Annotated in this window: 24 protein-coding genes and 1 pseudogene; 11 read left to right on the forward strand and 14 right to left on the reverse strand. The window is 36.4% G+C overall.

Going from position 1 to position 26106, the window contains the following annotated elements; translation table 11 throughout:
- Positions 1 to 146: 146 nt before the first annotated feature.
- From AYS37_RS02025 to AYS37_RS08730, 13 genes are all read right to left on the reverse strand, one after another.
- Positions 147 to 1253, reverse strand: a complete 1107-nt coding sequence (locus AYS37_RS02025) for a restriction endonuclease subunit S (protein ID WP_000163870.1) — start codon at positions 1251 to 1253, stop codon at positions 147 to 149.
- Positions 1246 to 2877 (reverse strand): N-6 DNA methylase, encoded by a 1632-nt coding sequence (locus AYS37_RS02030; protein ID WP_001133367.1) that lies wholly within the window; start codon positions 2875 to 2877, stop codon positions 1246 to 1248. The genes AYS37_RS02025 and AYS37_RS02030 overlap by 8 nt, the downstream gene beginning before the upstream one ends.
- Positions 2867 to 5149 carry a DEAD/DEAH box helicase family protein gene (locus AYS37_RS02035; RefSeq protein ID WP_000458218.1) on the reverse strand — a complete coding sequence of 761 codons (2283 nt, stop codon included), beginning with the start codon at positions 5147 to 5149 and terminating at the stop codon, positions 2867 to 2869. The genes AYS37_RS02030 and AYS37_RS02035 overlap by 11 nt, the downstream gene beginning before the upstream one ends.
- A gap of 173 nt (positions 5150 to 5322) precedes the next feature.
- Entirely contained in the window at positions 5323 to 5997 is a 675-nt protein-coding gene (locus tag AYS37_RS08725; RefSeq protein WP_001146667.1) for a type I restriction endonuclease, read from the reverse strand.
- A 47-nt stretch (positions 5998 to 6044) separates the two neighbouring features.
- Positions 6045 to 7940, reverse strand: coding sequence for a motility associated factor glycosyltransferase family protein (locus AYS37_RS02040; protein WP_001116265.1), 1896 nt, complete (start codon positions 7938 to 7940; stop codon positions 6045 to 6047).
- Between the two features lie 24 nt (positions 7941 to 7964).
- Positions 7965 to 8732 (reverse strand): TerB family tellurite resistance protein, encoded by a 768-nt coding sequence (locus AYS37_RS02045; RefSeq protein ID WP_000402675.1) that lies wholly within the window; start codon positions 8730 to 8732, stop codon positions 7965 to 7967.
- 9 nt (positions 8733 to 8741) lie between these two features.
- Positions 8742 to 9056 carry a hypothetical protein gene (locus AYS37_RS02050; protein WP_001861281.1) on the reverse strand — a complete coding sequence of 105 codons (315 nt, stop codon included), beginning with the start codon at positions 9054 to 9056 and terminating at the stop codon, positions 8742 to 8744.
- Position 9057: 1 nt separating this feature from the next.
- Positions 9058 to 10545, reverse strand: coding sequence for a DUF5644 domain-containing protein (locus AYS37_RS02055; protein ID WP_000114734.1), 1488 nt, complete (start codon positions 10543 to 10545; stop codon positions 9058 to 9060).
- 11 nt (positions 10546 to 10556) lie between these two features.
- Complete coding sequence (locus tag AYS37_RS02060; protein WP_001188597.1) at positions 10557 to 11045, reverse strand: hypothetical protein; 489 nt, start codon at positions 11043 to 11045, stop codon at positions 10557 to 10559.
- The gene (locus AYS37_RS02065) at positions 11030 to 12766 is read right to left on the reverse strand and encodes a M3 family oligoendopeptidase (RefSeq protein ID WP_000662866.1); all 1737 of its coding nucleotides are present in this window, start codon (positions 12764 to 12766) and stop codon (positions 11030 to 11032) included. Before AYS37_RS02065 ends, AYS37_RS02060 begins: the two co-directional genes overlap by 16 nt.
- A 97-nt stretch (positions 12767 to 12863) precedes the next feature.
- The gene (locus AYS37_RS02070) at positions 12864 to 14114 is read right to left on the reverse strand and encodes a cation:proton antiporter (protein ID WP_000431982.1); all 1251 of its coding nucleotides are present in this window, start codon (positions 14112 to 14114) and stop codon (positions 12864 to 12866) included.
- A gap of 324 nt (positions 14115 to 14438) precedes the next feature.
- Positions 14439 to 14999 (reverse strand): outer membrane beta-barrel protein, encoded by a 561-nt coding sequence (locus AYS37_RS02075; protein ID WP_000595776.1) that lies wholly within the window; start codon positions 14997 to 14999, stop codon positions 14439 to 14441.
- A gap of 43 nt (positions 15000 to 15042) precedes the next feature.
- The gene (locus AYS37_RS08730) at positions 15043 to 15177 is read right to left on the reverse strand and encodes a hypothetical protein (protein ID WP_001874513.1); all 135 of its coding nucleotides are present in this window, start codon (positions 15175 to 15177) and stop codon (positions 15043 to 15045) included.
- Positions 15178 to 15219: 42 nt separating this feature from the next.
- Between AYS37_RS08730 and modA the strand changes: the two genes are divergently transcribed.
- From modA to AYS37_RS02090, 3 genes are read left to right on the forward strand one after another with little or no spacing between them, the layout of a single operon-like run.
- The gene (gene modA / locus AYS37_RS02080; RefSeq protein ID WP_000798959.1) at positions 15220 to 15960 is read left to right on the forward strand and encodes a molybdate ABC transporter substrate-binding protein; all 741 of its coding nucleotides are present in this window, start codon (positions 15220 to 15222) and stop codon (positions 15958 to 15960) included.
- 22 nt (positions 15961 to 15982) lie between these two features.
- Positions 15983 to 16657: a molybdate ABC transporter permease subunit gene (modB, locus tag AYS37_RS02085; RefSeq protein ID WP_000349412.1), complete on the forward strand. Its 675-nt coding sequence runs from the start codon at positions 15983 to 15985 to the stop codon at positions 16655 to 16657.
- The gene (locus tag AYS37_RS02090) at positions 16654 to 17451 is read left to right on the forward strand and encodes an ATP-binding cassette domain-containing protein (protein WP_000588365.1); all 798 of its coding nucleotides are present in this window, start codon (positions 16654 to 16656) and stop codon (positions 17449 to 17451) included. Before modB ends, AYS37_RS02090 begins: the two co-directional genes overlap by 4 nt.
- A 114-nt stretch (positions 17452 to 17565) precedes the next feature.
- Here the strand turns inward: AYS37_RS02090 and gltX are convergent, their stop codons facing one another.
- Entirely contained in the window at positions 17566 to 18957 is a 1392-nt protein-coding gene (gene gltX / locus AYS37_RS02095) for a glutamate--tRNA ligase (protein ID WP_000052537.1), read from the reverse strand.
- Positions 18958 to 19074: 117 nt separating this feature from the next.
- Here gltX and AYS37_RS08950 point away from each other — a divergent pair, with 117 nt between their 5' ends.
- The 8 genes and pseudogenes from AYS37_RS08950 (at position 19075) to AYS37_RS02125 (ending at position 26038) form a co-directional block, all read left to right on the forward strand.
- Positions 19075 to 19779 carry a hypothetical protein gene (locus AYS37_RS08950; RefSeq protein ID WP_001160406.1) on the forward strand — a complete coding sequence of 235 codons (705 nt, stop codon included), beginning with the start codon at positions 19075 to 19077 and terminating at the stop codon, positions 19777 to 19779.
- A complete protein-coding gene (locus tag AYS37_RS08955) occupies positions 19719 to 19886 on the forward strand; it encodes an outer membrane beta-barrel protein (protein ID WP_080023634.1) in 168 nt (55 codons plus the stop codon). The genes AYS37_RS08950 and AYS37_RS08955 overlap by 61 nt, the downstream gene beginning before the upstream one ends.
- Positions 19859 to 20173 (forward strand): outer membrane beta-barrel protein, encoded by a 315-nt coding sequence (locus AYS37_RS08960; RefSeq protein WP_080023636.1) that lies wholly within the window; start codon positions 19859 to 19861, stop codon positions 20171 to 20173. The genes AYS37_RS08955 and AYS37_RS08960 overlap by 28 nt, the downstream gene beginning before the upstream one ends.
- Positions 20174 to 20180: 7 nt before the next feature.
- Positions 20181 to 21817, forward strand: a pseudogene (locus AYS37_RS02105) (class I SAM-dependent methyltransferase).
- Positions 21783 to 22631 (forward strand): glycosyltransferase family 9 protein, encoded by an 849-nt coding sequence (locus AYS37_RS02110; protein ID WP_001874516.1) that lies wholly within the window; start codon positions 21783 to 21785, stop codon positions 22629 to 22631. The pseudogene AYS37_RS02105 and the gene AYS37_RS02110 overlap by 35 nt, the downstream one beginning before the upstream one ends.
- A 45-nt stretch (positions 22632 to 22676) precedes the next feature.
- A complete protein-coding gene (gene typA, locus AYS37_RS02115; RefSeq protein ID WP_000790195.1) occupies positions 22677 to 24476 on the forward strand; it encodes a translational GTPase TypA in 1800 nt (599 codons plus the stop codon).
- Between the two features lie 15 nt (positions 24477 to 24491).
- On the forward strand, positions 24492 to 25421 hold the full coding sequence (locus tag AYS37_RS02120; protein ID WP_000543198.1) for a DNA adenine methylase: 930 nt from the start codon (positions 24492 to 24494) through the stop codon (positions 25419 to 25421).
- A 2-nt stretch (positions 25422 to 25423) separates the two neighbouring features.
- Positions 25424 to 26038 carry a GIY-YIG nuclease family protein gene (locus AYS37_RS02125; protein WP_000548140.1) on the forward strand — a complete coding sequence of 205 codons (615 nt, stop codon included), beginning with the start codon at positions 25424 to 25426 and terminating at the stop codon, positions 26036 to 26038.
- Positions 26039 to 26106: the final 68 nt, after the last annotated feature.

Consider the following 26106-nt stretch of genomic DNA (forward strand, 5'->3'; position numbering starts at 1 on the left):
AAATCTATGGTTACTAGCGGATTTGACTCAAACTTTTAATTTTTTGAAACTTCTTTTTCTTTAAAAAATTTCTTTTGATGGCAAAACTTCTCTTTCTTGTAACTAAAGGGTTTTTACCCCTTAAAAAAGTTTTGTTCTAAAATTTTTCATTGGGGTTTGACTTGTTGTTTTAAGAGTAGGGGGAGTAGAAAATCTCTGATTTGTTCTAATTTTTTAGAAGTTCTTGTGTTAATGGATATAAGCGTGAGTAGGGGCATAATAATTTGATTAAATTTTTTAATTTCATGTGCGGACGGCATGTAAATAGGATATTTTTTAAGCAAATTTTTTTGTAAGTGTTTAAGGCTAGTTCCTTGAAAAAAGCTTTGATTGATATGGTTTTTTATACTTGAGAGCAGTAAATATAAATAGTCGCTAAATTCGTTGGCGCAAATACACCAAGTATCCGTTGAATAAGAAGCTTTGCCTACATAAAATTTAATACCAGCATTACCGCCAGTGTTTAAAAAGCAATTTCTGCCATCAATGATCGCTTTAGGGTAGGATAGGATATTATCTCCGCTTGTAAAAAATGGGTATTTATCTTGGGTTTTTTGGGCGTTTTTAACCATAATGCTAGATTTAGGATTTTCAATAATAATTTGTTCTAGCTTTGCATTTTTAGGTTTGTATTTGAAATAATATTCATAGATTTTATAAGCGAGCGTGTGCAAAAGCTCATTGATTTTATGGTTGTTCTCTATTTTTTGATCTAGGATAGAAAGCGTGCGGGCGATTTTTTGTTGTGTTTCTAGTGGGTAAAGTTTGATTTTAATATTAAGAAAATCTGAGAGCGTGATAGAGGGGTAGCTAGAAGTCCCACATTCTGCAATGCGTTGCAAGTGATGAGTAATTTTATCTTGCGTAATATAATAATACAAATAATTAGGGTCTAATTTTTCTAAGTCTATAATATCTATTACGATAAAAGCGGTAGAAACTAAAAAATTTTTTGGAATTTCTTTGATAATCCCAAAGTGGCGTTGGTTGGGTCTTACACTAGAATAAATAATGCTATTAATGGAGCATTTTCGTTTAGCTCTTGAGGGTAATTTTTCTTTTGTTAAATCAATTTTTAGAAAAGCATTTATTCTATTATTTGTAATGTTGTCAGTATCTAAATAACAAACTTTTTTGTAATTGTCTTTTTTAGTGTAGTTGTTTTGATTGATAGCAATTACTGAATGATTTTTTAAATCTAAAAGTTTAGTCATGATTAAGATTTCCTAAAGTTTCTAAAATTTCTTGTTGCAAGCTCTGGCTTTCATCAAAAAGGCTTGTCAGTTCGCTTGAATATTGATGCATTAAGCTTTTAAACTCCGCTTGGCTGATTGTTTCGCTTGTGTCTTCTATAGTGAAATACTGCCCGGGGTTTAGAGAATAATTTTTTTCTGTAATTTCATCAAAAGAAACCAGAGCGCAAAAATCCGCTTTTGGGGTTTTATTTTGAAAAGTTTCTAAAATCAAATCCATATCGCTTGGTCTTAAGCGCGTTTTTTTGTTTTTGTTTTCGGTGTATTCTTCGCCGAGTTTGGAAGCGTCAATCAAAATGACTTCCTTTGCGCTTGGCGTTTTTTGAAAAAAGATGATGCTCACATTAGTGCCGGTGTTGGCAAAAACCTGACTGGGCATGCAAACCACCCCATAAACGAGCCTTCCATCCACTAAATGCCGGACAATCTTATTTTCTACCCCGCTTTTAGCGCTAATGAATCCGGTTGGCACGATAATAGCCCCCTTACCCTTATTACTAAGCATGTTCAAGCAATGCTGGAAAAAGAGCGTGTAAATGGGCATTTTGCTTTTATCGTTTTTAGGGATATTAGGCACGCCTAAGAAAAAATCGTTTTTGTTTTGCGAAATTTCGGCATGCTCGTTGGAAAAATCCAATTTGAAAGGGGGGTTACTCACGATGAAATCCATTTTCCCATGACATTCTTTAGAATGGTAGGGGTTAATCAAGGTGTTTCCCTCAATGGCGTTTCTTAAAGAGTGGGTCAAGTCGTTTAAAATCAGGTTGAGTTTGAGCATTCTTAAGGATTTTTGCGAAATGTCTTGGGCATAAAGGGTGCAAGAATCGGTGCCTATTTGGTGGGCTAATGCCATTAAAAGCGTTCCTGTGCCAGCGCTTGGGTCATAGATTTTGACGCTTTGAGTTGGCTCATTAATCAAAAGCTTAGCAATGATGCTAGCGATGCTTAAAGGGGTGTAGTATTCGGCGTATTTCCCTCCGCTGTTGTTATTGTAATCTTTGAGTAAGTATTCAAAAATGGGGGCGAAAAAATCATAGCCTTGTTGGTTTTGTAAGTTTAAAAAAGCTTGTTTGAAATTAAAATTTTTGAGTTTGTCTAATAAAGCTCTTGTAAAATTAGCCCTTTTAGACTCTTCATTAATGTATTGTGATACGCTTTCAAATAAGGCGATAGTGGTTTTATCCGTGCTTTTGGTGTTAAAAAGTTCGGCGTTATTGCTAGAAATGCGATTAAAAATAGCGTCTAGCTTAAGGTGTAAATCGTTATCGTTAAAATGTTTTTCAAAAAGATAGCTTAAAAGCTCATCATAAGCGAGTTTGGGGAGTTTGTTATCGCTTAAGGTAAGGAAAAAATCTTCTTTTTCTTCCTTTTTAAAGTCTTTGTAATCTCGTATCGTTTTATTAGGGAATTCTTGTTCAAAAAGGAATTCAAACTTATCGCATAAGAATTTATACAAAAAGCATTGCGTGATGATCTTGTATTCGTTGCCGTCGCCCGCTAAACCAGCATCCTTGCAAATGACTTTTAAATCATCAATGAGGCTTAGGGTGTCTTGTTTGATTTGCAATAAAGCGTTATTGGGCATTCAAATTTCCTTGATGGTGGTTTTGTGTGAGTTCGTTAAAAAGGGTTTGAATGATAAGTTCTTTTTCTTTTTCTAAATCTTTTAAGGAGGGGTCTTTTTTGAAAGCGTCCCTTAATTCTACTTTTATGGCATTTTTTAGGTAATACTCTTCGTTTAAGATTTCTTGACGCTTAAAAATACGCGCATCAAGAGCTTTTTTGAGCGCGCTTAAAAGCGTGAAAATTCCCGCTGGGTTATAAATGTTTTGTTCCATAAGGCGCTTATGAAGGCGTTTGTGCGTGATCGCATAAGCTCGATCATTATTGTATTTGCTTAATAGGTTGGTGGTTTGCTCCTTATGTTGTTTGAGTTGTGAAATGATTACGCTATAAGAATGAGAAATTCCATCAAAATTATGATTGGTTAGGGGTTCTTGGATCAGTTTTGAAAGCTCTTTAGAAATCTTTTGAACTTCTTTGTCTTGTTTGTCCGGGATTTTTTCTAAAATTTCTTTAGCTTGTTTTTGTTTAGTGGTAATTTCTTCTTGTTCTTTAAAGCGTAATTCTTTGCTTTCCTTAAACTCTATTTTAAAGTCTAAAAGAGCGATGAGGTTTTCTAAAATCATTAAATTGTTTGGGTTTTTAGGCTCATTGATATTTTTTAACGCATGGAGTTGTTTGGCTTTTTTATGAAGCATTGAAGAGATTTTATTGATCTTTTCAATATCAATTTTTTCTTTTAATGAAAGGATTTTTTCATCGTTAGAAGTGCGGATTAAATTGTAGCGCTCTTTGAGCGTGTTAATGGCGTGTGAGACTTTTAAAAGCTCGTTCATTGCGCTAATATTGACAATGGTGCTAGTCATGTCCTCTACATCATCAATGGGGTAATTAAAAAGATCATCATAAGCGTTTTTAATGTCTTTTTCTAAAGTTTCACGATCCGCAAACATGTCTTTGAGATTATCTTTGATATTAGAATCGCTTTGATTGAATTGGTTTAACTCTTTCAAATAATCATCAGTCGTTTTGTCATAATTTTCTTTAATGCCTACAAAATCTATAAGATAGCCAAAAGACATGTCGTTATAGGAGCGATTCACTCTGGCTAGGGCTTGTAATAAATTGTGATCTTTTAATTCTCTGTGGATATAAAGGCGTTTGAGATTGGGTAAATCAAAGCCGGTTAAAAGCATGTTAAACACAAAGACTATATCCGTATCTTTATGTTTGAAAGAATCAATCTTTTCTTTAACTTCTTGTTCATCATGCAAAATCAGGCTGGATTGGAGTTTGTTTAAAATCCTTAGGTTGGGGTTTTCTTGTAAGACTTTTTCTTGGACTTCATTAAAAAATAAATTAGCTAATTTGGCTTGTGCGCTTGAAAAACAAACCACCATAGCCTTTAAATTTTCATCATTATTTACACGCCTGAAATCTAATAAATCTCTGATGATATAATAGAGCATTTCTTTAATGTATCTTTCATGATTAAAAATCGTTTCTTTTTTAACCTCTGTGTCTTCAATAATGATGCTTTCTTGTAAAAGGCGATAGATTGCTTGTAGTTTTTCTTTGTAGCTCTTTTCAATGATTTCTAATTGGAGTTTTAGGGTGTGTTTGTCTTTAATGGATTCTGCATAAGAATAGGTGTGCAAGTAGTTGCCAAAAGTGTTTTTAGTGGCTTTGTCTTGCGCGTTGTCTTCTAATAGGGGCGTGCCTGTGAGAGCGATTTTTAGCGCTGTCTTGTCGCATTCTATCAAATTAGCGTAAAAGCAACCTTTAGGATCATAGCTCCTGTGGGCTTCATCTATGATAAACACCCTTTGTAAATCGTGGCTATCTTTTGCCGCTTCTTGTAATTCTGTTTTAGAAACAATTTCTTTAGGAGCGCTAGAAGGGTCTTCATTGGGGGCTTTTTCTTCATTGGGGGCTTTGAATTTTTGGATATTCACAACGATGATTTCATCATTCCCTTGAGGGCCTTCAAAAACGCTAGAGCTTTTTAATTTTTGGCTCAAATCCTCTTTATTTTCTGCCTCATGCGCACAAAGGCCTCTTTTTAAAAACTCGTTTTTGGCTTGCTCTAATAAATCCAACCTATCCACAATAAAATAAAATTTAGTCTTTTTCCCTAGCGGGCTAAAAAAGTCTTTTATGAGTTTGGTTAAATGATAGGTTAAGGCGGTTTTACCGCTGCCTTGCGTGTGCCAAATGATGCCTTTTAGGGGATCTTTGGGGTTAGTTTCATAATGCTTTTGCAATTCTTTTAAAACATTCAAGCTCGCAAACATCTGCGCATAACGCCAAATGTGTTTTTTAAACTCTGATTTTTCTTTTAAGAAACTGATGCCGTATTTTAGGATAAAGCAAAGCCTTTTGTGAGAGCAAAACGAAGTTAAAAGGGGGTTTGTGGTGGCGTCTTTAGAGCTTTCTTGGTAGTCGGTGTCTTTAAGGTTGAATTCGTTTAAGACGCTTTTTTGAATTTCTTCAAGCGATCGATGGTTTTGATCATTTTGATCATTTTCGGGGGGGGGGTAATATCTAGCCTATTAGCTTCAACAAAGCGCTGGAAAATAGGCGAATAAGAAGCGCTATAAAAGACGCCTTGATCGGGGTTTTTTTCATCATAGGGCAAGTTATCGCTAAAAAGCCAGATTTGCACAAGGTTATAAAAAACTTTGTTTTCGGGGTTTTCGTAGCGTTGGATATGGCGATCTTTTTCTTCTTTGATGCCTTGTCCGGCTAAAGGCTGTTTAACCTCTATATTCACCAAAGGCAAGCCGTTAATAAAAAGGGTGATGTCAGGCCTAAAGGATTTGTAGGGTAATTCGGTCATCATTTCATAAAGATTGTTGTTAGGGTTATCAAAGTCTATGATTTGACGCTCGCTTTTGAGCAAGTATTCATAAAAGCTTTTGCCTAAATCATCGTAATTCAAGCGTTTTTTCATTTCAGCAAGCGTTTCTTTTGCGTTTTTAGTAGGGTTTAATCGCTCAAAGGCTTGAGTGAAACTATCGGTTAAAATATTAGTGGCGGTGTCTAGGTTAGGCTTATCTTTTTGAGAAATAAAGTTATAGCCCAACTTGGCTAAATGCATTAAGGCAGGGATTTGAACCCTTGTGATTTCATTGTATGGCATGCATACCCCTTAGATTTAAGGTTGTTATTATAATGTAAAAATAAAAATCATGGTTGTTTGAGCTGCCTTTGCAATAACAAACAAGCTTTTTTAAGGAATTGTTTTAAAGTGTTTTGAGAATAATTGATAAAATGCGTCAGCTCATTTTCGTTAAGATGCAATGAAACGATTAAGACGCTTTGTAAAATATGAGCGATACTCCCTTCAAATAAAATGCCTATAGTGGGGGTTTTAGCGCTGGCTGTTTGGCAAAACCCACTCAAGCTATCCACCCATTCAAATATTTCTTGCTTGGTTTTACAAGGCGTGTTTAAATGCGTGAAAAAACTTTCTTTAAAACTCATAAGATTTTTTTGTAAATTGTTTAAATCCTTAGCATGATGACTTCTAGGGCTAAACATGCTTTTAATGCGAGCGATAGCTTCTTGTTTGTTGATTTGTTTCAATTTCACTTGAGAGTGATTAAGGCTAACAGCATGCTTGATTTTAGCCCCATAGCTTAAATTATAGACTTTTTTAGGCTGGTAATAATGAAGGGCTTCTTCAATCCTTTCTTTAGAGAGCAAAAAGAGCGAGTCGCTAAAAGTTTCATAACCTTTAAAATTGCCCTCTACGCTGATTAAAGATGAAGTGTCAATTTCTTTTTCATTTTCATAATAGGAATTTTGAGCGTGCTTTTTAAACCCTTTGATATAAGCGCAATCTAAAGCGCACAAATAGATTTCATCGCTCATCAAACCCGCTAAAGCCACCCCGGCATTGCCCACAAAAGGCGCTGCGTATTCTATACTCAAAGGGCTTATATACGCGCAAGCGCTCCCCCCGCGCATAAACATCAACGCTTCTTTGGCTAAATTAAAAGCGTTAGGATTGAGCATGTTAGCCCCCATTAAGGGGGTGTCTTCTAGGGGGGCTTTTTCTAAAACCTCTTTAAGATAGTCTATGCGCTCCACTTCTATTTGAAAATCCACTTTAACGCCATGCGTTTTTAAAGGCTTTAAGGCGGTTCCGCATGAAAAAATAATGAATTTTTCTTCATTTTCTTTTAAAAAATCTAGCAATAAATCCAGGCTTGGCCCATTACCCACCACGCAAATAGGGGCGTTGATCTTTTTAGGTTTAATCTTTAGAGTTTTGTATAAGGGTAAATTTTTGAGCGTGTTTTTTAGCCCTAGTAATTCATCTTCAAAACTCCCCCAACCCCTTAAGGCTTGTTTGTAATAGCTTTGAATGTTTTCTCGCATGCGCGAATTAAAAGCGCTTTTATAGGGCATGATTTCTAGCTTTAAAAAAGAATGCGTGACAGGGCGTTTCAAAAAATCCATTTTTAATTCATTGGGGTTAAAAAACCCTTGAATAAAGAGTTTAGCCCCTTTTATAATCAAATCTTCATAACGCGCAAAATAACAACTGATTTTAAACAAATCTAAATTTTCTTCAAACAAATAAAGCGAATGGAAGCGGTAATTTTGAGCCTGTAAAATAGCCAAAAACAATCCGTCTAAAACGCCATAAATCATGGTAGGGGGTAAGAATTTCTTTAAAGAGCAAGGCGTTTGATGGTTATTTAAAAAGTTTGAGATCGCATGCGTGGCTTTAAGGGTTAGGGGGAGTTTGGGGTTGTTTTGAGATTTTAAATAATGTAAAGAGAGGCGGTTATTGTCTAATGACCATCTGGGATTATTCAAGGGGTTAGAAGCCATGTTAAAAGCGGTTTCTATCATTTGATTTTTGGGGTAGCTTAAAGCGTTTGTGGGCGTGTGTAAGAGGTTGAAGTGGTTGTTTTCAAAAAGCAATTGGTAATTTTTAAAAGGCGTATTGAGGGCGTTAAACAGATGGGGGTGATAGGATTTGAAAAAAACTAAATTATCCCTAAAACGCTTTGAAATTTCTTTTTCTAAAAAGGGTGCATCAAAAGATTCCAGGGCTTTTAAAAAGGGCATTCAATAGCCTTTTTCATCACACCCCTATGAGTCTTTTAAATCTTTTTCTAAGATTTGGGAAGCGAGGGCGATTTTTTTCAACGAGATAAAATCTTGTTCGCTGTAGCGTTTGTTGTCATTCATTTTATGGTAGTAGGGAACGCTTAAATCCAGGGCTTTTTTCTCTAAATCTTGCTTGGTGGTGTGAGTTTGGATTTCAAAAAGACTTTTTGCTTCTTCTAAAGACATAGGGATTTCTATTGCATTGAAGCGTTCAAAATTGTCATAAAGTTCGTTAAAATCGTGATTGTCTATCTGTAAAAACGCCCCCACATCTAAAAACAATTCTTTTTCTTTGCTATCCAGTATCCCATCAGCATAGGCTAATAACATAAGAAATTCCACTAATTTCAGGCGTTTGGTGTATTCCCCATGCGTGTGATCAGCGATTTCTTGGCATAAGGATTCAAAATTTTCTTTTTGATCCACAGGCTCATTGAGAAGCTCTTTGGCTAAATTTTGCTGTTCGCTGCTTAAGGGCTGCTCTAATTCATGGATAAAAAGCGTTCTTAAAGCGTTATCCAAAGCGTTTTTTTGAATGTCTAAAAACTTTAAAAGACGCATATAAGCGCCTGTTTGGGTTTGCTTGAATTTGTCTAGGGGGCTAGATTGTGCTAACAAATAGGGGTCATTTTTCAAGTCGTATTCTTCGGTTTTGGCTTTAGGGTTTAGGGGGTTTTTCAAATATTCTTTGAGGGTGTTGTAAAAATAAAACAACACAACCGCTGCGATAATCAATAAAATGATTTCCATTTTTTTCCTTTATGAGTATTTTTTCATTTGTTCTTTAAGGTCTTGTTTTTGCCTGCTCTCTCGCTCTTTTTTGGCTTGATAAAGACGCATTTGTTCTTCTTTCTGCTTGTCTTGTAAGATCATTTTCCTCTCATGGTTTTTTTTAAGCCGTTCTATGTATTCTTCTCGTTTTTCTGGGTCTTGGAAACTCACAGGGCGGATGAAAAAAACAAACAAAATCAACACAAAAATCCCTATAGCGACAATCTCAGAGCCTTCGCCATTGAAAGCATACCAAAGCCCTCCCATCAAAGAAGCGAGCGCGAGTTTTAAAAAAGCGTTCATTTTAAATGAAAGTAACCTTATGATAATGCGTATCAAGCCCTAGAGCTTTTTTGTCTTTTTCCCCCATAGCCATTAGCGCGATTTGAGGTAAAAACAAAGTGGGGGTGTTGTCATTATCTCTTTTATAAACTTTTGAAGCTTTTAAGCTTAAATTTTCAAAAGCGTGAAAAAGCCCTAAAGAATGCGTAATTAAAAAATCCGCCCCCAAATCAATCCCCAAATAGCGTAAATGCGCGCACTGGAGTAAGCCGCTTGCTTCATTGACTTCTAAAAGGGGGGCGTAATTTTGAAAAGATTCTAAAAAATGGGGGGCTTTTAAATGGATTTTATTGAAAAAATGATCGCTTTGTTTGATGCGAGAAAATTCAGCCCCTAAAAACGCGTCAAAAGGGCTTTTCAATTCCCATGCCAAAAATTCATTAACCCACTCATTAAGATAGACGACCTCAACGCCTTTTCCATAAACAAGCTGGTATTTTTTCAATTTTTCATTGACGGAGTTGGTGATTTCAGGGTTGTTGTCTAAAACTTCTTTAGCATGCAAAATATTCAAATACGCATCTTCTTCGCAAAAAATGAGCGAAACGCCATTGGCTTTGGCTAGAGCCAGATTATACGCAGAGGCCGTGAGGAAATCATGCGTGCTGATAATCTTCCCATAATAGCCCCCATCATAACAAAAAGGCAGATCAATGACTTTCTGCCCCATTTTTTCCAAATAAAGCTTAGCGCTTTTTAGAAGCACTTGGGCGTTTAAATGCTTCGCATAAGCGTTAAAGAGCGCGCAAGTTTTAGGGGGGTTGGGCGTTTTAGGGGGGTTAGAGTTGTATTGAAAAAGGCTTAAAAGGTTTTTAGAAAAATCTTTCCATGGCTTGATTTTAGAATTAGTGAGCATTTCTTGCAATTCATAGATTTCATGGTCAATGTTGTCATCGTTTTTATAGAGATAATGCGCCACGCTTAAGAAATTCATCACGCCGCTTTCAGGCTGAGAAATCATCTCTAATAACCGGTTGCGCTCTGTGGGGTAGCGCTTCATCAGCCATTTAACATACAAGAAAAAGCCATCGCCCAGATATTTAGGGTTCGTTTGGGGGTTGATAAAATTGATTTGGATAAACTTTTCTAATTCTTCTTTTTCGCCTTTGGTGATGTAGGGGACTTGTTTGAAAAAGTCTTCATAATTTTTTAAAACTTCCTTTTCATCAATCATTAAATCTTTTAAAGCGTATCGTTTGGATAGGGGATCTAGCACCCATTCTTTAGAAAAAAACGCCACCAAATCGCTCACTTTAGCGTCTTCAAACACCGCAATCTGGTTGATTTTAAGTGCGATGTTTTCATTATAGCTCACGCCTTTGAGTTGTTTTAAAAGATCCAAAAGGTATTGATCTTCTTGGTATTCTAAAAAATAAGACTCATAAGCTGGATTGTAATCTTTGTTGGTTTCAAAACGAAAGACTTTTACATGCAATTTCAAAACGCTCATTAATCAATCCTTTAGTTTTTGTGTAGATTTTCTAAAATCGCGCGGTTTTTGGAATTGGAAAAAAGAGCCTCTTTAGAATCTAACCATTCTTTAGACTCTCGTTCGTCTTTTTTTGGCTCTTGTGTGATTGGCTCTTCTTTTTGGAACAATTCAAGCGAATCGCAACGATTGAATAAAACGGCATTTTCATTTTTTTCTTTGATAAGGATTTGAATGATGCCAGGAAGTTTTACTTGAACCACGCTGCCAATATTGTTAGGGCCAAACCCGGCTTCAAACTGCACGCTTTGTGTGTCAATCATCAAGCTTTCTAAGGTGTATCCGGCTAAAACAAACAGCACTAACGCGCCGAATTTTTCATGGATTTCTTTAGGGAGCTTGGGGGAAAAATCAATCGTATCCCTTTCGCACAAAAGGTTGAAACTCAAATGGTTTTTGGACAGAAATTGCAAGTATTCAATGCAATGCTTGTTGTTTAAAAGCCTTAATTCTCTTTGCATGCGAGCAACCTTTCAAATTCTTCTAACAAATGACGCACCTCTTGCATGCCAATTTCCCAAAATTCCTTGCTATCAATGTCAAAGCCAAACATGGACACTAATTCTTTAGGGCTTTTTGACCCTCCTAAGCTCAAAAATTCCGTGTAAGTTTTAACAAATTCTTTAGCGTCGCTTTTTTTATAAAGCCCATAAAGCGCTAAAGTTAAAAGCTGCCCATAACTATAAGCGTAGCAATAAAAAGGCGAATGGATAAAATGGGGGATATAGCTCCACCACAAATGGTAGTTTTTAGTGAGTTTCACGCTCTTTTCAAACATTCTTTGATTTTCTTCAAACCAGATTCGATCAAAATCTTTGGTGTCTAATTCTTCATCCATTTCATGGATTCTTCTTTCAAAATTAGTCATCACCACTTGCCTAAAAAGGGTAGAAAAAATATCTTCTAATTTGCCGGCCAGCATGAAAAGGAGTTCATCAGATTTTAAACCCTTTTTTAAATGCTCAAAAAACAGCATTTCAGAAAAGACAGAAGCGGTTTCTGCGGTGGTTAGGGGCGTATCCATGTTCAATACGCCTTGTTTTTTGGATAATTCTTGGTGGATCATATGCCCAAATTCATGAGCGATAGTGAAAGCGTCTCGGCGATTCCCTGTGTAGTTTAACAACACATAAGGGTGAGCGCTAGGCACCCCGCCATGGCTAAAAGCCCCGCCTTGCTTAAAATCTTTAGGGTGTGAATCCACCCAGCCTTCTTTGATTGCTTTAGAAGCGATTTTATGAAATTCAGGGCTAAAGGCTTTAAGGGTTTTAAGCACTTCTTCTAAAGCTTGAGAGTAAGTCATGGTGATGCTTTCATTGTTTAAAGGGGCGTAGCGGTCGTAATCTTTGAGTTTATGCCCTAAAATTTGTGCTTTTTTATGGTAGTAACGATGCACTAAAGAAAAATTAGCGTTCACAATCTCTATCATGCTATCCACGCTCTCTTGCGAGATCTGGTTGTCAATGTGGCGGAAACTCTCTTTTTTATCGTATTTTCTTAGCCTAGTTTCAATGAGCAAATCCTTACGCACCATGTTTAAAATATAAGTGAGTAAAGGGCGGGATTTTTCTAACGCTTTGCTGAAAGCTTTTTGAGATTTTTTACGGATCTTGCGTTTGGGGTTGTGCAAGAGGGCTAAAATTTCTTCTTCGCTTAAAGTTTTTTCTTCAAAAGGGATTTTTAAAGAAGAAAAATGCTCATCAAAAAGACGGCTAAACGCACCCACCCCCACAGGCGAAAGGGCTAGGGCGATCTTTTCTTCATCTAAATTTAGGGTGTGCTTTTTCTTTTCTATGAGATTGTTTAGATAAAAAGCATGATCTTTGCATTTTTTAATGAAAGCGAGCTGTTTTTTGGCGTCCAAATTCTTAAATTCAATTTCAAAGAATAAAAGGTGTTGTTGGATATTTGCACAAGCCATTTCGCACTGCGAATAAAACTTCGCTTCTTTAGTGTTCTTAGCAAAGAGTAATTGAGCGTAAGTCATCGCTCTAGAAATCTTTTCTAACAAATTTTCGTAATGTTTAAGAGCGTTTGCAAATCCTGTGGCGTCTAAATCCTTAAGGTTATTTTGATAAGCGCTCTCAAATTCTTGTGCTTCTGTTTGTAAGGTTTTTAAAAATTCTTCTGTGCTTTCTTTATTTTCAAATAAAGCGCTTAAATCCCATTCTTGCTCTTTCATGAAATCCTCTTTTTATACCAATTTGGAGTTAAAATATGCATGTATTTTAACATAACACTGACAACACAAGCAAACTTATCATTTGGTTTTTGCGCCATTATTTTTTAGCCGGCTCATTTTCTTGGCTCTTTTGGTGCAAAATAAATTGAGCGATAGATTCTAGGTATTTTAAAATAAAAGGGGTTGCTAACATGGAAAAGACCACCATAAGGATAAGGAATTGGTGGATGTCATTTTGAGCGATACTTAAGATATTTTTTTGGTGTAAAAAACCAAGAATCCCTTTTTTTTCTTGCAAATTAAAGAGCTGGTGCGAGCCTGAATTTAAAAAAATGACAAAAGAAAACTCCCCGATTTGCGCCAAAGAAAGGGCGGTTTTTATGGCAGTTTTAGAGTCTCTAAAAAAACGCAAAAGCGCATAAATGATAGCCGTCTTAAAACCCATCACTAAAATGAGCGAGAAAATGACTGCAAAGATCTTGTCTATAAAAAAACTAATATTGATTTGCATCCCTATCGTAATGAAAAAAAGGGCTAAGAAGAGGTTTTTTAATTGTGCGAATTCTTCTTGGACATTGATCTTATAGCGCGATTTAGAAATGGCCATACCCACAATGAACGCCCCCAAAGACATAGAAAACCCAAAAAAATGGCTCAACCCCGCCGCGCTGCAAACAATCACTAAAATCGTGCCTATAAAAATTTCAGGCAGGCGCGTGTCTTTTGCTTGCTCTAAGATGAGATTAGCCCCTTTTTTTCCAGGCAATAATAAAAGAACTAAAATAATCCCTGCGGAAATAAGGGTTTTAAGAATGAGTAAATTAACATTAGAATCTTTACTGCCTAGAATCGTGAGAATTAAAAGCATGGGAATGGCTGCAATATCTTGGAAAATCAAAATCCCCACCGCACTCTTTCCCATAGGCGTGCTAAGCTGTTTGGAATCTTCAAAGAATTTCAACACAATAGCGGTTGAAGAGAGCGAAAGCCCCATGCCTAAAACAAGGGAAAAAATGGGTGAAAGACCCAAAACAAAATACCCCAATAAAAAAGCGATTAAAGCACATAAAACCACTTGTAAAAGCCCAAAAACCAGCACTTCTTGTTTGATGGATTTGAGCTTGTCAAAATTAAACTCAATGCCTATCATAAACATTAAAAAGACGATACCAAATTCACCAATATCAGACAACAAATTAAAATCATTAATTTTAAAAAAAGCCGCTAAGACCGTTCCTGTGCAAATGTAGCCAATGATAACAGGCATGTCTAATTTCTTTAAAAAGATTCCAAAGCCTACAGCAAGCCATAAGCCAGCAATAACAATATAAAGTGTGCTGTTTTCCATAAAAACCTTTCCCCAGTAGAATCAATTTGTTTTAAAGAAATAAAAGCGAAACTATCCTATTAAATTGAGCCATTAAATAACACTATTGAATAAAATAATATCTATCAAATATATATAAGTAATTTATTATTTAAACCTCACTAAACCCGCCTTCAAACGCAAACGCCAAACACCAACACCATATCTAGAAAATAAAAATTCAAACGCTAGGATTATACTGCACTAAAACAAACTTTCTATTTATAAAAAAGATTTTTTGAACCCCAACCTTTTAAGAGTTGGCTAGGGTTTGATTTGATGAAGAAGAGTGGATGAAAGAACAAATTAGAAAGTAAAGACATAATCCACATACCAAGAATAGTAGCGGATAAGCCCTACATCCTTGCTGCCCTGATTAACCATAGGGAATTTCACGCCCGCTTCAAACGCGCTGCGATCCCCAACGCGCATTCTTCCGCCTAAATTCCATAAGAACTGGAATCTCGTTTGATTGACATCATAAGGGAACATCCAAGTGTTTCCGGCTAATTGAACGCCACCAATGAGACCTAGAGCGAATTTATCCAAAGGAATGAGATTGACAATCAAATCGCCACCGCCGCCATAGGTGAGCAAATTGGTTTTGGTGTGTTCAGTTCCTGAAGTGTTAAACCAATCTAAAAAGCCATACACCCTAGCCCCAAACCATTTATTGGCAAAGCCTACAAAACCTAATTTGAAATTCAAACCATAAAGATCATTGCCATGGCGCCAATCAGAGTAATTGCTGTTATAAGGGCCATAACGACCTTGCTGATAACCCGCACCCATGAAAAACCCATTCACTTCGCCAGCCAGCGCTAAACTCGCGCTCAAGCTTAAAATACAAGCAATTCTTTTAATCATAATAAATCCTTCTTGTTGAATTAAAGTTACACCCTAAAATCGGTTATTTTTCTAAAAGGTTTAATTTTTTATCAAAGATTGAGGGTTTTAGAGTGAAAATATTGATTAAATCATGGATAAGTGGGATACACCTACAAAACCACCTCAAACTTTTAAAATACAAATTTTTAAGATACAAATAGGTATAATCACCAACTTCAATTTAATCAAAGGGAGTTCTATGAAAAATACTTTCAAAGCGTTTGTCTTTTTAATCGTATTTTTCTCAAACGCTCTATTAGCGCAGGATTTAAAAATCGCTGCTGCTGCTAATCTCACGCGCGCTTTAAAAGCCCTTGTTAAAGAATTTCAAAAAGAACACCCAAAAGACGCTATTAAGATTAGCTTTAATTCTTCAGGCAAACTCTACGCTCAAATCGCTCAAAACGCCCCTTTTGATTTATTCATTTCAGCGGATATTACCAGACCCAAAAAGCTTTATGATGAAAAAATAACCCCTTTTAAAGAAGAAGTCTATGCTAAAGGCGTGTTGGTTTTATGGAGCGAAAATCTAAAAATGGATTCTTTAGAAATTCTTAAAGATCCTAAAATTAAATATATCGCTATGGCTAATCCTAAACTAGCCCCTTATGGAAAAGCCAGTATGGAAGTCTTAGATCATTTAAAACTCATTTCCAGTCTTAAATCTAAAATCATTTATGGCGCTTCTATTTCTCAAGCCCATCAATTTGTCGCTACTAAAAACGCTCAAATAGGCTTTGGAGCGTTATCCTTGATTGATAAAAAAGATAAAAACCTCTCTTATTTCATCATTGATAAAGCCCTTTATAACCCTATTGAACAAGCTTTGATCATCACTAAAAATGGGGCTAATAACCCTTTAGCCAAAGTTTTTAAAGATTTTTTATTCAGCCCTAAAGCTAGAGCTATCTTTAAAGAATACGGCTATATCGTGGATTGAAACGCATTAAAAAAGGCGGATAATGGATCATGAGTTTTTGATTACCATGCGTTTGAGCTTTTCTTTAGCTTTGATTACCACCCTTATTTTACTCCCTATAGGGATTTTTTTAGGCTATTTTTTAAGCCTCAAACGCAATCTTTTAACGAGCTTAACAGAAACGCTTGTGTATATGCCTTTAGTTTTACCCCCAAGCGTGCTAGGGTTTTATCTTCTTTTAATTTTTTCGCCTTCTTCTTTTTTGGGAGCGTTTTTACAAGATGCGTTAAATGTGAAACTTGTTTTTAGTTTTCAAGGGCTTATTTTAGGGAGTGTGATTTTTTCCTTACCCTTTATGGTAAGCCCCATTAAAAGCGCGTTAATTTCCTTGCCCACTTCTTTAAAAGAAGCCAGTTATAGCTTGGGTAAAGGGGAATATTACACCCTTTTTTTTGTCCTGCTCCCTAACATCAAACCCAGTTTATTGATGGCTATCATTACAACTTTTACGCACACTATAGGCGAATTTGGCGTGGTGATGATGCTTGGGGGTGATATATTAGGGGAAACAAGAGTGGCTAGCATTGCGATTTTTAACGAAACTGAAGCACTCAATTACCCTAAAGCCCACCAATACGCCTTAACGCTCACGCTTATCAGTTTTAGCCTCTTATTTGTTACCCTATTTTTGAATAAAAAACAAAGCTCGTTTTTATGATAAAAGCGCGGTTTAAAAAACACCTTTTAGGATCTAGGGGCGCGTTTGATTTGAATATAGACTTAGAAATTAAAGAAGCGGAAGTTGTGGCTTTATTAGGAGAATCGGGAGCGGGTAAAAGCACGATTTTACGCATTTTAGCAGGGCTTGAAGCGGTGAGTAGCGGCTATATTGAAGTCAATCATTCAGTATGGCTAGACACTCAAAAAAAGATTTTTTTAAAACCGCAACAACGAAAAATCGGCTTTGTGTTTCAAGATTACGCCCTATTTCCTCATTTAAATGTGTATCAAAACATCGCCTTTGCTCACCCTAAAGATAAAAATAAAATCCACGAAGTGTTACGCTTAATGCGTTTAGAAAATCTAAGCCAGCAAAAAATCCCCCAACTCTCTGGCGGACAAGCCCAACGAGTCGCTTTAGCAAGAGCTTTGATCGCAGCCAAGAATTTATTGCTTTTAGATGAGCCTTTAAACGCCCTAGATAATACCTTAAAAAACGAGGTGCAACAAGGTTTGCTTGATTTTATCAGGCGTGAAAATTTAAGCGTGTTATTGGTAAGTCATGATCCAAACGAAATAACCAAACTCGCGCGAACTTTCCTCTTTTTAAACAATGGCGTTATTGATCCTAATCAAGAAAATCGGCTTTTTTCAAACCGCTTATTGGTAAAACCTCTTTTTGAAGATGAAAATTATTGCCATTATGAGGTCATTCCTCAAACGATCAGTTTGCCCAAAGATTGTCTGAACCCAACTTTTAAGCTTGATTTCAATCAAGGCAAAAAATTTTAGAAATATTTTTTTATTTTCTCTTGAAACCCTCTTATTTTTCAAAAGGAGTTGTTTAACAACCGCCAAAATCAAACTCTTTTATTATCAGCGTTCCATGAAAACAGAGCCAATCTTTTAGTTTTTCAAAAAATTCTCTATTCTTTTGAGGCTCTCTGTTTTGCCTAAAATAAAAAGCACTTCTTTAAGGCCTATCCCACCCCCCTTACCCAAAAGGGCCAATCTTAAAGGCTGCATGAAATTACCCGCTTTAATCTTTTCTTCTTCAATGATTTGGTGCATGGCGTTTTCTAGCGCGCTTTCATCGTTGAAATTGGTTGTATTTAATTCCAATTTAAACTTTTCTAACAAGGGCATAACGAGCGCTTGATTGAGTTTTTTCAAAACCTTTTCTTCATACTCCACAGGGGCGATTAAAACCTCATCTATTTTAAGGGCTAATTCTTTTAGGGTTTGAGATCTTTCTTTGAGGGCGTCCAACAAGCGATCCAATTGAGCGGGGTTTAAATGAGAAAGATCGCTAAAACTAAAAGGCTTTAAAAGTTCTAACAATTCTTGCGCGCTTTGGTTTTTTAAATAATGAGCGTTGAGCCAATTAAGTTTGTGCCAGCTAAAGCAACTGGGCGAAGAATTTAAATCTTTAGGATCAAACCATTCTAGTAATTCTTGCATGCTAAAAATCTCTTTATCTTGATAGCTCCACCCCAAACGCGCTAAAAAATTCACTAAAGCTTCCTTAAGATAGCCCCTTTCTTGATAGTCCATCACATTAGTGGCCCCATGGCGTTTGCTTAATTTTTGTCCTTCTTCGTTCAAAATCATCGGCACATGGAAAAAATTAGGGATTTTAAAATTCAAAGCCTTATAGAGAACGATTTGTTTAGGGGTGTTAGAAAGGTGATCATCGCCTCTAATCACATCAGTAATCCCCATTAAAGCGTCATCAATAGTAACCACAAAGTTATAAGTGGGCGTCCCATCGCTCCTGGCGATAATAAAATCGTCTATTTCGTTAGTGTTCACTCTCACTTCGCCTTTAACTCCGTCATTAAAAACAATGATTTCATTTTGTGGGACTTTAATCCTTACCACAGGCTTTATGCCTTTAGGGGGCGTGCCTTTAAAATCACGATAACGATTGTCATAGCGTGGGGTTTCTTTCCTGGCCTTTTGTTCTTCTCTCAAAGCGTCCAACTCATCTTTGCTCATGTAGCAATAATAGGCTTTGTCTTCATCTAAGAGTTTTTGAATGTATTCTTTATAAATCTCAAAGCGTTTGGATTGGTAGAGGATTTCTCCATCGTATTCTAGCCCTACCCATTTGAAAGCCTCTATAATGGCGTTAGCCGCTTCTATGGAGTTACGGCTCAAATCCGTGTCTTCAATGCGTAAAAAAAACTTTCCTTGATTGGCTCGTGCAAAAAGATAATTGAAAATGGCTGTTCTTAAACCTCCTATGTGGAGGTAGCCAGTGGGCGATGGAGCGAAGCGCGTAATGATCAAACTCATTATTCTAACCTTAAAAATAAAATACTCTTATTGTATTCAAAAATGGCTTAAAAATGGTTTCACTTTTTTCTATTAAAATTAGTGTATCATTGAGATTATTTTTGATTAGGATCACCCATGCAATTTCAAAAAACCTTATTTTCTTTACCTTTATTATTTTTATCTTTTTGTATCGCTGAAGAAAATGGGGCGTATGCGAGCGTGGGGTTTGAATATTCCATTAGTCATGCCGTTGAGCACAATAACCCCTTTTTGAATCAAGAACGCATCCAAATCATTTCTAACGCTCAAAATAAAATCTATAAACTCAATCAAGTTGAAAATGAAATCAAAGGCATGCAAAACACCTTTAATTACATCAACAACGCTTTAAAAAACAACTCCAAATTAACCCCCACTGAAATGCAAGCCGAGCAATACTACCTCCAATCCACCCTTCAAAACATTGAAAAAATAATGATGCTTAGCGGTGGAATTGCATCTAACCCTAAACTAGCCCAAGCGTTAGAAAAAATGCAAGAACCCATTACTAACCCTTTAGAATTTGAAGAAAATTTAAGAAATTTAGAATCGCAATTCACTCAATCTCAAAACCGCATGCTTTCTTCTTTATCTTCTCAAATCGCTCAAATTTCAAATTCCTTAAACGCGCTTGATCCTAGCTCTTATTCTAAAAACATTTCAAGCATGTATGGGGTGAGTTTGAGCGTAGGGTATAAGCATTTCTTTACCAAGAAAAAAATCAAGGGTTTCGCTATTACTTGTTCTATGACTATGGTTACACTAATTTTGGTTTTGTGGGTAATGGCTTTGATGGTTTAGGCAAAATGAATAACCATCTCTATGGGCTTGGCATAGACTACCTTTATAATTTCATTGATAACGCAAAAAACATTCGAGCGTGGGTTTTTATGCAGGCTTTGCTTTAGCGGGGAGTTCGTGGGTAGGGAGTGGTTTAGGCATGTGGATAAGTCAAACGGGTTTTATCAACAATTACTTGACGGGCTATCAAGCTAAAATGCACACGAGTTTTTTCCAAATCCCTTTGAATTTTGGGGTTCGTGTGAATGTCAATAGGCATAACGGCTTTGAAATGGGCTTGAAAATCCCTTTAGCGGTGAATTCCTTTTATGAAACGCATGGTAAAGGGTTAAACACTTCCCTCTTTTTCAAACGCCTTGTGGTGTTTAATGTGAGTTATGTTTATAGTTTTTAGGGGGGAAATGCCTTCAAACGCTCTTTTGATTGAAGAAATCGCTCATTTAATCAATGTTTCTCATAGCAGCGTGCATAACTGGATCAAAACCAATCTTTTAGAGAAACTAGAGATCGATCATAAAATTTATGTGAAAACAAGCTCTTTTTTAGATTTTTGCCGCAACCATTTAGGGAAAAACAAGCTCAACAAATACGCTAACAAATCCTTAAAAGGCGTGCATAACCATCAAGAATTGATTTTAAAATACCTAAAAATATTAGAAAATAGCTCTGATTTAGAAAAGTTGGGTTCTCATTATGAAGAAGAGCTTTCTAACACCACCAGAAATTTAGAAGGCATTTACTACACTCCTAATAGGATAGTAGAACAACTTTTCACTCTCCCTAAAGATTTTGATACCACTCAAGCGATTTTTTGCGATCCGGCTGTGGGGAGCGGGAATTTTATCATGCATGCTTTAAAACTGGGTTTTAAGGTTGAAAATATTTATGGCTATGATACGGACGCTTTTGCTATCGCTTTGACTAAAAAGCGTATTAAAGAGCGTTATCATTTAGATTGCCCTAATATTATGCAAAAAGATTTTTTAAATTTAAAACACACCCCGCAATTTGATTGCATTTTCACTAACCCGCCATGGGGTAAGAAATACAATCAAAACCAAAAAGAAAATTTCAAACAGAAATTCAACCTCTCTCAAAGCCTAGATAGCGCATCGCTCTTTTTTGTAGCGAGTTTGAATTGCTTAAAAGAAAACGCTCATTTGGGGCTATTATTACCAGAAAGTTGTTTGAATATTGATGCGTTTAGCAAAATGCGAGAAATGGCTTTAAAGTTTCAAATGAGAAGCCTGATTGATTTTGACAAACCCTTTAAAAATCTAATGACTAGGGCTGTGGGTTTGGTGCTTAAAAAAACCCCTAACAAGGATCAAAAAATCTCATGCTTTTATCAAAATAGCAAGTTCAAACGCTCGCCTTCTTCTTTTTTCAACAACCCTAAAAAGATTTTTAATATCCATTGCTCTAGTAAAGAAAATAAAATTTTAGACCACCTTTTCTCCATTCCTCATATCACTTTAAAAAATAACGCTCATTTTGCTTTAGGGATTGTTACAGGCAACAATAAAGAAAGATTACACCCCAAACAAGAAAAAAATACCATTCCTATTTTTAGGGGTTCAGATATTTTAAAAGACAGATTAAAAGCCCCTAGCCAATTCATTAACGCTGATTTAAAAGACTGCCAGCAAGTCGCTCCCTTAAGCCTTTATCAGGCTAGAGAAAAAATCGTGTATAAATTCATTTCTTCAAAACTGGTCTTTTTTTATGACAATAAGCAACGCCTTTTTTTAAACAGCGCGAACATGTTTGTTTTAAAAGAAAATTTTCCTATCAACGCTCATGCGTTAAAAGAATTGTTAAACAGCGATTTAATGCAATTTATTTTTGAATCGCTTTTTAAAACGCATAAAATTTTAAGAAAAGATTTGGAATGTTTGCCCCTATTTACGCAATTTATTAACAATAATTTTGATGAAAAATTTTATTTAAAAAATTTAGGGATAGAAAAAAAGACCCTAAACATTTCACCATCAGGAAAAACCATGCATGTTGCTTGTCTTTTGGCTTTAGGGGATAACCTCATCACGCTTAGCCTTTTAAAAGAAATCGCTTTCAAACAGCAACAACCCCTTAAAATCCTAGGCACTCGTTTGACTTTAAAAATCGCCAAGCTTTTAGAATGCGAAAAACATTTTGAAATCATTCCTGTTTTTGAGAATGTCCCCGCTTTTTATGACCTTAAAAAACAAGGCGTTTTTTTGGCGATGAAGGATTTTTTATGGTTGTTAAAAGCGCTTAAGGAGCACGAAGTCAAACGTTTGATTTTAGAAAAACAAGATTTTAGAAGCGCTCTTTTAGCCAAATTCATTCCCATAACCACTCCAAATAAAGAAATTAAAAATGTTTATCAAAACCGCCAGGGGTTGTTTTCTCAAATTTATGGGCATGTTTTTGATAACCCTCCATATCCCATGAGCTTAAAAAACCCCAAAAAGATTTTGATCAACCCTTTCACAAGAGAAAATGATAGAAATATTTCTTTAGAGCATTTGCAAATCGTTTTAAAACTCTTAAAACCCTTTTGCGTTACGCTTTTAGATTTTGAAGAACGATACGCTTTTTTAAAAGACAGAGTCGCTCATTATCGCGCTAAAACCAGTTTAGAAGAAGTTAAAAACCTGATTTTAGAAAGCGATTTGTATATAGGGGGGGATTCGTTTTTAATCCATTTGGCTTACTATTTAAAGAAAAATTATTTTATCTTTTTTTATAGGGATAATGACGATTTCATGCCGCCTAATGGTAAGAAGGAAAATTTTCTAAAAGCCCATAAAAGCCATTTCATAGAACTAGATTTAGCCAAAAAATTCCGCCATTTGGGGCTATTATAATATTGTGTTATACTTCTAATTTCAATTTTGCTTGTTAGGACATTCATGAAAAATATTAGAAATATCGCTGTAATCGCGCATGTTGATCATGGGAAAACCACTTTAGTAGATGGCTTGCTTTCTCAATCTGGCACGTTTAGTGAGAGGGAAAAAGTGGATGAAAGGGTGATGGATAGCAACGATTTAGAGAAAGAAAGAGGCATCACTATCCTGTCTAAAAACACCGCTATTTATTACAAAGACACTAAAATCAATATCATTGACACTCCCGGGCATGCTGATTTTGGGGGCGAAGTGGAGCGTGTTTTAAAAATGGTGGATGGGGTGCTTCTCCTAGTGGACGCTCAAGAAGGGGTCATGCCTCAAACTAAATTCGTGGTTAAAAAGGCTTTGAGTTTTGGGATTTGCCCTATTGTGGTGGTGAATAAAATTGATAAGCCTGCCGCTGAACCGGACAGAGTGGTGGATGAAGTTTTTGACTTGTTCGTAGCGATGGGGGCTAGCGATAAACAATTGGATTTTCCTGTCGTGTATGCCGCTGCTAGAGATGGCTATGCGATGAAAAGTTTAGACGATGAAAAGAAAAATTTAGAGCCTTTGTTTGAAACGATTTTAGAGCATGTGCCAAGCCCTAGCGGGAGCGTGGATGAGCCTTTGCAAATGCAAATTTTTACGCTTGATTATGACAATTATGTGGGCAAAATCGGTATCGCTAGAGTGTTTAATGGCTCGGTTAAAAAGAATGAAAGCGTGTTGCTGATGAAAAGCGATGGGAGTAAAGAAAATGGCCGTATCACTAAGCTCATAGGCTTTTTAGGGCTGGCTAGGACTGAGATTGAAAACGCTTATGCGGGCGATATTGTAGCGCTTGCTGGGTTTAACGCAATGGATGTGGGCGATAGCGTCGTTGATCCCACTAACCCCATGCCTTTAGATCCCATGCATTTAGAAGAGCCTACAATGAGCGTGTATTTTGCCGTCAATGATTCGCCCTTAGCTGGGTTGGAAGGAAAGCATGTTACTGCCAACAAATTAAAAGACAGGCTCTTAAAAGAAATGCAAACCAATATCGCTATGAAATGCGAAGAAATGGGCGAAGGTAAGTTTAAAGTGAGCGGGCGTGGGGAATTGCAAATCACCATTTTAGCTGAAAATTTACGCCGTGAAGGGTTTGAATTTAGCATTTCACGCCCTGAAGTCATCATTAAAGAAGAAAATGGCGTTAAATGCGAGCCTTTTGAGCATTTAGTGATTGACACGCCCCAAGATTTTAGCGGGGCTATCATTGAGAGATTGGGCAAAAGAAAAGCCGAGATGAAAGCGATGAATCCCATGAGCGATGGCTATACAAGATTAGAATTTGAAATTCCTGCAAGAGGACTTATCGGTTATAGGAGCGAGTTTTTAACCGACACTAAGGGCGAAGGCGTGATGAATCATAGCTTTTTGGAATTCCGCCCTTTTAGCGGGAGCGTGGAATCGCGCAAAAATGGGGCGCTAATTAGCATGGAAAATGGCGAAGCGACCGCTTTTTCCCTTTTCAATATCCAAGAAAGAGGCGCGCTTTTTATCAACCCCCAAACGAAGGTTTATGTGGGCATGGTCATTGGCGAACACAGCAGGGATAATGATTTAGATGTCAATCCTATCAAATCCAAGCACTTAACTAACATGAGAGCGAGTGGGAGCGATGATGCGATCAAACTCACCCCGCCTAGGACTATGGTGTTAGAAAGGGCGTTAGAATGGATTGAAGAAGATGAGATTTTAGAAGTTACCCCCTTGAATTTAAGGATCAGGAAAAAGATTTTAGACCCCAACATGAGGAAAAGGGCGAAAAAATAAATAAAACCTTTTGGAATGCATGCGAATTTATTCAACCAAAACGCTAGCAAAAAAGACATTTTTTTGCACAATTTGCGCTCTAATAATGGGCGTTACAAACGCTATGTAAAAGCCCCTTTAAGATATGGTGGGGGCAAATCTTTAGCTGTAGGGTTAATAGTGGAGTGTATACCTAATGGTGTGCGTAGGATTATTAGCCCTTTTATAGGTGGGGGGAGCGTGGAAATTGCATGCGCGGCAGAGTTGGGTTTAGAAGTGTTGGGCTTTGATATTTTTGACATTTTAGTGAATTTTTATCAAGCGCTGCTCAAAGACAAACAAGCTCTTTATGATAATTTGCTCTCTTTAGAACCTAATCAAGAAACTTACAACATTATCAAACAAGAGTTAAAAGCCCATTATAAAAAAGAATGCGTTTTAGACCCTTTAATTTTGGCTAGAGATTATTACTTTAACTTTAATTTAAGCTATGGGCCGGGATTTTTGGGGTGGATGAGTAAAATTTATACCGATAAACAACGCTATCTAAACACCCTTTTAAAAATTAAAGATTTTAACGCCCCTAGTTTAAAGGTGGAATGCTCTAGCTTTGAAGAAGTGTTGCTCGCTTATCCTAATGATTTTTTCTATCTTGACCCCCCTTATGTGTTAGAAAATTCTAAAATGTTTAAGGGGATTTACCCTATGCGTAATTTTCCTATCCACCACAATGGTTTTAAACATGAAGTATTAGCTCACATGCTAAAAAGGCATAAAGGGCCATTTATTTTAAGCTATAATGACTGCGAATTTGTAAGGAATGCTTATAAGGATTTTAAAATTTTAGAACCCTCTTGGCAATACACTATGGGACAAGGCGAAACCAGAATGGGTAAAAACCGCTTAGAAAGAGGCGATAATAACCATGTCAAACAATCTCATGAGTTATTGATCATCAAGGAGTAAAAATGCATATTAGCGAAGTCAAAACTGCCTTTAAAATCGCTGATGTAGAATACGTGAAAGACAGCACAAAGTTAAATTTCAACTATCTTAAGGATTTAAAAGATGAAAACAATCAATCTTTATCTCAAAATATTTTAACTCAAAATGTGGCTAGAGTGTATTTAATTGTGGTGGATGGTGAGATTAAAAAAATTGGTGGTTCTCAAGCGGATGGCGGGATTAAAAGCACGCTCAATATTTATAAAGATGGGGGAGTCAAAGGGAGGCCTAGTATTAGAAGTTTTGGCGTGTGGTATTTTCTTTATCACACAATACTCACAGGGGCTAAAATAGAATTTTACATGATTTATCAGCCTAATTTTGAAACTCAAGTCAAAGGCTTGTTTGGTTTTTGTGCAATCAAAGATGCAAGTATAAGCTATAAACTTTTAGAGCAAGCTTGCCTGACGGATTATAGAAACAATAGCCATGACGCATTACCCGAATGGAATGTGCAAGAGCAAGGCAAAGATTGGCCAAACGATATTAAAGATGAGCATGCCAATATCACTCAAAAAGCTCAAAACAGAGAAAAGGCCGTCCATAGAAAAGCGATTGACAAACCTAGCAAAACTTAAAAGATTGAATAAATGGTTTTAACCCAATTTCAAAAAAGGGCTTTAAGTTTTACTCCATTTAAAAAGTG

This window comes from Helicobacter pylori NQ4053, assembly GCF_000274605.1.
Lineage (GTDB): Bacteria > Campylobacterota > Campylobacteria > Campylobacterales > Helicobacteraceae > Helicobacter > Helicobacter pylori_CV.